Consider the following 7,252-nt stretch of genomic DNA (forward strand, 5'->3'; position numbering starts at 1 on the left):
CAGGGAGTATTTAGAACCATGGCCAGTCTGGAAGACCGCATCGCCGCCCTCGAGGACAAGTCCCTGCTGCTGCTGGACGACGATCAGGCGCTGAGAACGCGTCTGGGTCGGGCGCTGGAATCGCGCGGCTTTCAGGTCACGACCGCCAGCTCCATCGCCGAGGCGCAGGACGCCCTGCGCGCAGGCCTGCCGGCCTTCGCGGTGCTGGACATGCGGCTGGAGGACGGCAACGGCCTCAAGATCGTCGAGGCCATCCGCGCCCGCCGTGATGACGCCCGCATGGTCATGCTGACCGGCTACGGCGCCATCGCCACCGCCGTGGCGGCGGTCAAGGCCGGGGCCGTGGACTATCTCTCCAAGCCCGCCGACGCCGATGACGTGGTCAAGGCCCTGATGAGCGAGGAAGGCGACGCCCCCGAGCCGCCCGACAATCCCATGTCCGCCGACCGCGTGCGCTGGGAGCACATCCAGCGGGTCTATGAACTGTGCGACCACAATGTCTCGGAAACCGCTCGCCGCCTGGGCATGCACCGCCGCACGCTGCAGCGGATCCTGGCCAAGCGCGCGCCCCGGTAGGGCTACTCCCTCAGACTCCTCATCGCCCCCAGCCGCGCGAACGCCAGCGTCAGGGCCTTGCGCCGCGCTGGAGCAAGCATCTGGTTCGGCGCCTCGCGCACGACCGCCCCGCCGAAGCCGTCAGCGACGATCAGACCCGGCTCGTCGGGCAGGATTCCCTCGGGAAACTCCGGGGTCACAGCGAAATAGAAGGCGTCGCAGAAGGGCGCGTACTCATGCCATTTGCGGTCGACGCGGTAGTCCTCGACCCCCGACTTCACCTCGCAGATGGCGATCTCGCCGCGCGGGCCCAGCGCCATGACGTCGGCGCGACGGCCGTTGGGCAGACAGACCTCCAGAAGTGGCGCATATCCCATGTCCGCCATTAGCCGGGCGGCGCCGCGCGTGACTGATCGGGTGGTCTCGGGCCGACTGAAGACCAGCTCGATATGGACGGCGGCGGCAGGCATGCAGCCATATGTTCCGTATGTGTTCCGATCGTCAAGATTCAGCCGGGCGTGCTGATCACCTCGGAGGTGTCAAAGCCCAGGGCGCGAGCGCGGGACAGGGCTGCGCGGCGGACGTCGGCCGAGGGGTTTTCCCGCCGCGACCAGATCCAGAAGTGGCTCTTGTCCGGCAGGCCCATGATCGCCCAGCTATAGTCGGGCGCGCGGTGCCAGACCCAGTAACTCTGGCTGGCTAGGCCGCCGAAAGACAGCAGTCCCGCCAGAGACATGCGGAACTTGGCATTGGAATCCGTGACCCGTGCATTGGCGTTCAGGGTCTCGATCTCGCCATCCGACCGGCGCGTGCAGGTATGGACTACCCGGTAGCGGTCGGAGTCCCGAGCCGTGAAATCGACCGCCAGACGGGTGCAGTCGCGCTGAAACCGGTTGGGATTGCGCGCGATCTCGTACCAGCGGCCAGAGAACCTGTTCAGGTCCAGATCCGAGACCTGTGCCGAGGCGGGGGTGGAGACAGTGGCCATGGCCGCCATGCAAGCGCCGATCACGAGGCGTGTGGAACTCTTCATGCTCAAACTCCGTGCGGGCGTGATGGCTCAGATACGGTAGAAAGAGCGACAGGGTTGCGCGCCCTGATCAGCCGCGCAGTATCTGAACCAATTGAAACAACGCCAGCCCCACGATCAGAAGGCCAATCACCCAGGTGAGGCCGCGCATGGGCAGGATGCGGGTGATCCATCCGGCGAGAGGCGCGGCGACCACCCCGCCGGTCATCAGGCCCGCTACCGCCCAAATGTGCGTATCCATGCGCGGGGTCTCGATCCAGTGTCCGGTGAGCAGGGCCGTGACGAAGGCGATGGTGACGGTGACCGCGACGAAAAATTCGGCCGTGTTGGCGGTGCCCACGGCATAACGGGGCGGCACGCCGGATCCCACCAGGGTCGTGGTCACCGTGGGGCCCCAGCCGCCGCCGCCGATGGCGTCCAGGAATCCGCCCGCCAGTCCCAGCACGCCGCGGCGCCGGAACGGCCGCACCGGGGGCGGCGCGCCACGCCAGGCCCGCCACAGGATGAGCAGACCCATGAACAACAGCCATCCGATCACCCACGGCTTGATGGCCGCGCCGGGGATGGCGGTCACCAGGAACGTTCCCGCAACCCCCCCCACGGCGCCTGCCAGGGCCAGGCGCCACAGGATGTCTTTGTCCACATTGCGGTGCATGAGATGCGACAGTCCGGAGGCGGCGCCGGTCGCAATCTTGGATGCATGGATGCTGGCCGAGGCGGTAGCGGGAGGCACGCCCATGCTCAGGAGCACGGTCGCACTGATCACGCCGTAGGCCATGCCCAGGGCGCCATCGACCAGTTGGGCCAGAAAGCCCACGGCCGCGAACAGGAAGAACTCCTCCATGGGCTCTCCAATACAGCCGCGAGCGCCTCAGGCGCTCAGCCGGCCGGTCTCCCGCAGGGACGAGACGATGAGGTCGCAAGCCTCTTCAGGGCTCAGCATTGCGGTCCGGACATGGATATCCGCATTTTCCGGCGACTCATATGGGCTGTCGATGCCTGTGAAGTTCTTCAGTTCACCGCGCCGCGCCTTGGCGTAGAGGCCTTTGGGATCTCGCGCCTCGACTTCTTCCAGCGCGGTGTCCACGAACACCTCGATGAACTCGCCATCCGGCATCATCTCACGCGCCATGCGTCGTTCGGCCCGGAAGGGCGAGATGAAGGACACCAGAACGATCAGCCCCGCATGGGCCATCAGCCGCGCCACCTCCGCCACCCGGCGGATGTTCTCGACCCGGTCCGCCTCCGTGAAACCCAGGTCGCGGTTCAGGCCGTGGCGGACATTGTCGCCGTCCAGGATGTACGCGTGCCGCCCCTCGGCGTGCAGACGCTTCTCGACCAGATTGGCGATTGTCGACTTCCCCGAGCCGGACAGCCCCGTGAACCACACCACCGCCGGCTTCTGGCCCTTAGCGGCGGCCCTGGCCTCGCGGGTCACGTCCAGCGCCTGCCAGTGGATGTTGTGCGACCGGCGCAGCGCGAACCGGATCATGCCCGCGCCCACAGTGGCGTTGGTGATGCGGTCCATCAGTATGAAGCCCCCCAGACCCCGGTCGATCCCGTAGGCTCGAAGGCCACCGGCTGGGTCAGGGACAGGTTGCAGACCGCGATCTCGTTCAGGCCCACGGTCTTGGCGGCGCTCTCCTGCAGGCTGTTCACGTCCACGCGGTGCTTGATCTCGGTGATCTGGGCGGAGACGGTGCGCGCGCCGATCTTCAGCCAGTAGGAGCGTCCGGCCAGCAGTTCGTCCTCACCCATCCACACGATGGTGGTCTCGAATTGGTCGGCGACCTCGCATGGCTGGTCCGCCGCCGCGATCACGTCCCCGCGCGAAATGTCCACTTCGTCCGTGAGGGTCAGGGTGACGGACTGGCCCGCCTGGGCGTCGTCCAGGTCCCCGTCCAGGGTGACGATGCGTGCGACGCGGCTGGTGCGGCCCGACGGTAGGATCCGCACGGGATCGCCGGGCTTCACCACGCCCGAAGCGATCTGGCCGGCGAAGCCGCGGAAGTTCAGGTCCGGTCGGTTTACCCACTGCACCGGCATGCGGAAGGGACGACGCGCCAGGCGTTCATCGTCCACCTCCACCGTCTCCAGATGGTCGATAAGGGAGGTGCCGTCGTACCAGGGCGTGTTCGTGCTGGCGGCCGTGATGTTGTCCCCCATCAGGCCCGAGATCGGAATGCACAGAACATCCTCGATCCCCAGTTCGGCGGCGAAAGCGCGGTAGTCGACGACGATTTTGTCGAACACATCGCGGGACCAGTCGACGAGATCCATCTTGTTGACCGCCAGCACCACGTGCCGGATGCCCAGCAGCGAGACCAGATAGCTGTGCCGCCGGGTCTGGGTCAGCACGCCCTTGCGCGCGTCGATCAGAACGATCGCAAGGTCTGCGGTCGAGGCGCCTGTGACCATGTTGCGGGTGTACTGCTCGTGGCCCGGAGTGTCGGCGACGATGAACTTCCGCTTCGCCGTGGAGAAGAAGCGGTAGGCCACATCGATAGTGATGCCCTGTTCGCGCTCTGCGGCCAGACCATCCACCAGCAGAGCGAAGTCCAGGGCGCCGCCCTGGGTGCCCACCTTTTTCGAATCCGCTTCAAGCGCCGCCATCTGGTCGTCGAAGACCATGCGGGAATCATAAAGCAGCCGGCCTATCAGGGTCGACTTTCCGTCGTCCACCGAGCCGCAGGTTATGAACCGCAGCAGGCCCTTGGATTCGTGATCCGCCAGGAAGGCGTCGATGTCCTCGGCCGCCAGCTCGGCGGGCCGGTATCCCGTGTCCCGGGCCATCAGAAGTAGCCCTCCTGCTTCTTTTTCTCCATGGAGGCGGCCTGATCGTGGTCGATGGCCCGCCCCTGACGTTCCGACGTGGTGGTCAACAGCATCTCCTGAACCACTTCAGCCAGGGTCGAGGCTTCGGAGCGGACCGCGCCCGTCAGGGGGTAGCAGCCCAGGGTGCGGAAGCGGACCTTGGCCATTTCCGGGGTCTCGCCGGGCCGTAGCGGCATGCGGTCGTCATCCACCATGATGAGAATGCCGTCGCGCTCCACAACGGGCCGCTCGGCGGCGAAATACAGCGGCACGATGGGGATGCCCTCGCGCATGATGTATTGCCAGACGTCCAGCTCGGTCCAGTTGGAGATTGGGAAAATCCGGATGGATTCTCCCCTGTTTACGCGCGTGTTGTAGAGGCTCCAGAGCTCCGGCCGCTGCGCCTTGGGGTCCCACCGGTGGTCTGCGGTGCGGAACGAGAACACCCGCTCCTTGGCCCGGCTCTTCTCCTCGTCGCGCCGGGCGCCGCCGAAGGCCGCGTTGAAGCCGTACTGGTCCAGGGCCATCTTCAGGCCCTCGGTCTTCCAGAGATCGGTGTGGAGGGTCGCGCCGTGGTCGAACGGGTTGATGCCTCGGGCCTCGGCCTCCGGATTCTTGAAGACCAGCAGGTCCATGCCGGACTCCGCCGCCATGCGGTTGCGCAATTCGTACATCGCCCGGAACTTCCAGGTCGTGTCTACATGCAGCAGGGGGAAGGGCGGGGGCGCCGGATAGAACGCCTTGCGCGCCAGATGCAGCATCACCGCGGAATCCTTGCCGACGGAATAGAGCATCACCGGCCGTTCGATTTCGGCCGCCACCTCGCGGATGATGTGGATGCTCTCGGCCTCCAGACGGTCCAGGTGGGTGAGGTGAGGGGATGACGGGCCGGTGGTCAGGGTCGCCTCCTGGCGAAATCGTATCGGCGGGGTTCACATACATATCGCCCGGACGGACGAACGGAACCGCGACTTAGCCCCGGAAGCCTCCGGATGCGGCTGATATTTTCTGTTCCTGGCCTATAGCGCAGCCACAAGGGACCGATTCAGCGACCGAAACCCGCCACAGCCTCCACGATCCGGTCCTGTGTCTCTTCGTCCAGCCAGGCGTGCATGGGCAGGCTGATGACGCGCTCCGCCTTGGCTTCGGTCACGGGCAGGCCGCCGGGACCGGTCGGATAATGAGCGTAAGCCGGCTGGCGGTGCATCGGGATCGGATAATAGACCGCCGTGGGCACGCCCTGCGTCTTCAGGTGTGCGGCTAGGCCGTCGCGGTTCTCATGTTCGATGGTGTACTGGGCCCAGACCGAGACGCCGCCTTCGATCACGCCAGGGACCGAGGCCACATGGGGCTCGAGCAGGCGATTGTAGCGTTCGGCGACGCGGTTTCGCCGTTCGATCTCATCCGCGAAGATGGCCAGCTTTTCGATCAGGATGGCCGCCTGGATAGTGTCCAGGCGCGAGTTCATCCCTACGCGCATGTTGAGGTACTTGGGATCGTGCTCGAAGGAGCGGCCCTCCAGATCACGCGCCACTGCCTTTCCATGCACACGCAGGGAATCCAGCAACTGGGCCAGGTCGTCATCGTTCGTCAGCACCGCACCGCCGTCGCCATAGCAACCCAGGGGTTTGGCCGGAAAAAAGCTGGTTGTGGCCACATCCGCCCACGAAACCGGATGCTTGTCGTTCAGGGTGCAGCCGAAACCCTGCGCGGTGTCTGCGATCAGCTTCAGTCCGTGCCTGTTGGCGATCTCCGCGATACGCGGATAGTCGGCAGGCTGGCCGAACAGGTCCACGGCGATCACCACCTTGGGCGTCAGCCTGCCTTCGGCCTTCACGGCCTTGATGGCGGCTTCAAGGTGGTCCGGGTTCATGTTGTAGGTGACGGGATCGATATCGACGAACACGGGGGTGGCGTCGAACCAGGGAATGATCTCGGCCGTGGCGGCGAAGGTGAAGGAGGGGCAGAAGACCGCATCACCCGGCCCGACCCCCCACGCCATCAGGGGCAGGGCCAGTGCGTCCGTGCCGTTGGCGCAGGATACGGCATGCCCGGCCTGGCCGAATTCGGCCATCTGCTGCTCGAAGGCGCGAACTTCGGGCCCCATGACATAGGCGCCGCCGGCGATGACGCGGAGCACGGCAGCGTCGATTCGCTCGGCGATCCGCGCTCGCTGGGCCTGAAGGTCGATGAAGGCGATGCTCATGGAAGGGTCCTGTTGTCCGTATCCGTCGGCTTCGTCATAAGGCCGTCGGCTCTCGGGCGTAAAGCGGTGCGATTGTCACCATTGGTGTCGGTTCTTAACGCTTGAGGCGAGGCCTCCGCCCCGCTTGCGCAACCTGCTGTCGCATAACGGCCACGGTTTCGACCTACCCGACCCAATCCTGCCCCTGTCGTATCGACCTGCTGAAACAAGGCTGTTATGAGGATTGCGGGGCGGCAGGACCGCCGAGGAAACTGCGGAGAGGGCTAGCACCCATGCGCTTCAAGAATTTTGTGATGGCCACGGGCGCCGCCGCTGCGCTCGCTTTTGCGGCGACCAGCGTGTCGGCTGAGCCGGATGGCTGGTATGTCGCCGGCGATATCGGCGGTCATTTCCTGGAAAACGACATCAACACCCGTTCGGACCTGGGTCCGGCGTGGAACTGGGAAGTCAACCAGAGCTGGGCCGCTTTCGCCCGTCTCGGCTACCGCCTGAATCCCAGCTGGCGTGTCGAAATGGAGCTCGGCTATCGTCCGGGCGACATCGGCCGCGTGCGTCGTCCCAGCGACATGGCGCCGTCGGGGCTGTGCAACTTCCAGCCGGCCACCGGGCCCTGCCATTCGCCTGAAGGCGACATCAACTCCCGGACC

General features: G+C 65.8%; 6 protein-coding genes and 2 pseudogenes. 2 read left to right on the top strand and 6 right to left on the bottom strand.

The genetic code is table 11. The annotated features are described in order from the left end of the window. Positions 1–18: 18 nt before the first annotated feature. Entirely contained in the window at positions 19–576 is a 558-nt protein-coding gene (locus MBEBAB_RS09520) for an ActR/PrrA/RegA family redox response regulator transcription factor (protein ID WP_021697759.1), read from the top strand. Between the two features lie 2 nt (positions 577–578). On the opposite strand, the gene mmcB is transcribed toward MBEBAB_RS09520, so the two are convergent. From mmcB to MBEBAB_RS09550, 6 genes and pseudogenes are all read right to left on the bottom strand, one after another. Beyond that, positions 579–1,025 carry a DNA repair putative endonuclease MmcB gene (gene mmcB / locus MBEBAB_RS09525; protein ID WP_021697760.1) on the bottom strand — a complete coding sequence of 149 codons (447 nt, stop codon included), beginning with the start codon at positions 1,023–1,025 and terminating at the stop codon, positions 579–581. A 38-nt stretch (positions 1,026–1,063) separates the two neighbouring features. Further along, positions 1,064–1,588, bottom strand: coding sequence for a lipocalin family protein (locus MBEBAB_RS09530; protein ID WP_021697761.1), 525 nt, complete (start codon positions 1,586–1,588; stop codon positions 1,064–1,066). A gap of 67 nt (positions 1,589–1,655) precedes the next feature. Next, positions 1,656–2,429, bottom strand: coding sequence for a sulfite exporter TauE/SafE family protein (locus MBEBAB_RS09535; protein WP_021697762.1), 774 nt, complete (start codon positions 2,427–2,429; stop codon positions 1,656–1,658). Between the two features lie 27 nt (positions 2,430–2,456). Then, positions 2,457–4,378 (bottom strand): annotated as a pseudogene (cysN, locus tag MBEBAB_RS09540) (sulfate adenylyltransferase subunit CysN). After that, positions 4,378–5,322: a sulfate adenylyltransferase subunit CysD gene (gene cysD, locus MBEBAB_RS09545; RefSeq protein WP_196838412.1), complete on the bottom strand. Its 945-nt coding sequence runs from the start codon at positions 5,320–5,322 to the stop codon at positions 4,378–4,380. Before cysD ends, cysN begins: the two are co-directional and overlap by 1 nt. Positions 5,323–5,444: 122 nt before the next feature. After that, positions 5,445–6,605: a DegT/DnrJ/EryC1/StrS family aminotransferase gene (locus tag MBEBAB_RS09550; RefSeq protein WP_021697765.1), complete on the bottom strand. Its 1,161-nt coding sequence runs from the start codon at positions 6,603–6,605 to the stop codon at positions 5,445–5,447. A gap of 272 nt (positions 6,606–6,877) precedes the next feature. Here MBEBAB_RS09550 and MBEBAB_RS09555 point away from each other — a divergent pair. Next, positions 6,878–7,252, top strand: a pseudogene (locus MBEBAB_RS09555) (outer membrane beta-barrel protein); the annotation flags it as partial.

The organism is Brevundimonas abyssalis TAR-001, from assembly GCF_000466985.1.
Lineage (GTDB): Bacteria > Pseudomonadota > Alphaproteobacteria > Caulobacterales > Caulobacteraceae > Brevundimonas > Brevundimonas abyssalis.

Excerpts from the sequence above, each read along its gene's own strand:
- MBEBAB_RS09520 (WP_021697759.1), top strand. The coding sequence starts at position 19 with ATGGCCAGTCTGGAAGACCGCATCGCCGCCCTCGAGGACAAGTCCCTG.
- mmcB (WP_021697760.1), bottom strand. The coding sequence starts at position 1,025 with ATGCCTGCCGCCGCCGTCCATATCGAGCTGGTCTTCAGTCGGCCCGAG.
- MBEBAB_RS09530 (WP_021697761.1), bottom strand. The coding sequence starts at position 1,588 with ATGAAGAGTTCCACACGCCTCGTGATCGGCGCTTGCATGGCGGCCATG.
- MBEBAB_RS09535 (WP_021697762.1), bottom strand. The coding sequence starts at position 2,429 with ATGGAGGAGTTCTTCCTGTTCGCGGCCGTGGGCTTTCTGGCCCAACTG.
- MBEBAB_RS09550 (WP_021697765.1), bottom strand. The coding sequence starts at position 6,605 with ATGAGCATCGCCTTCATCGACCTTCAGGCCCAGCGAGCGCGGATCGCC.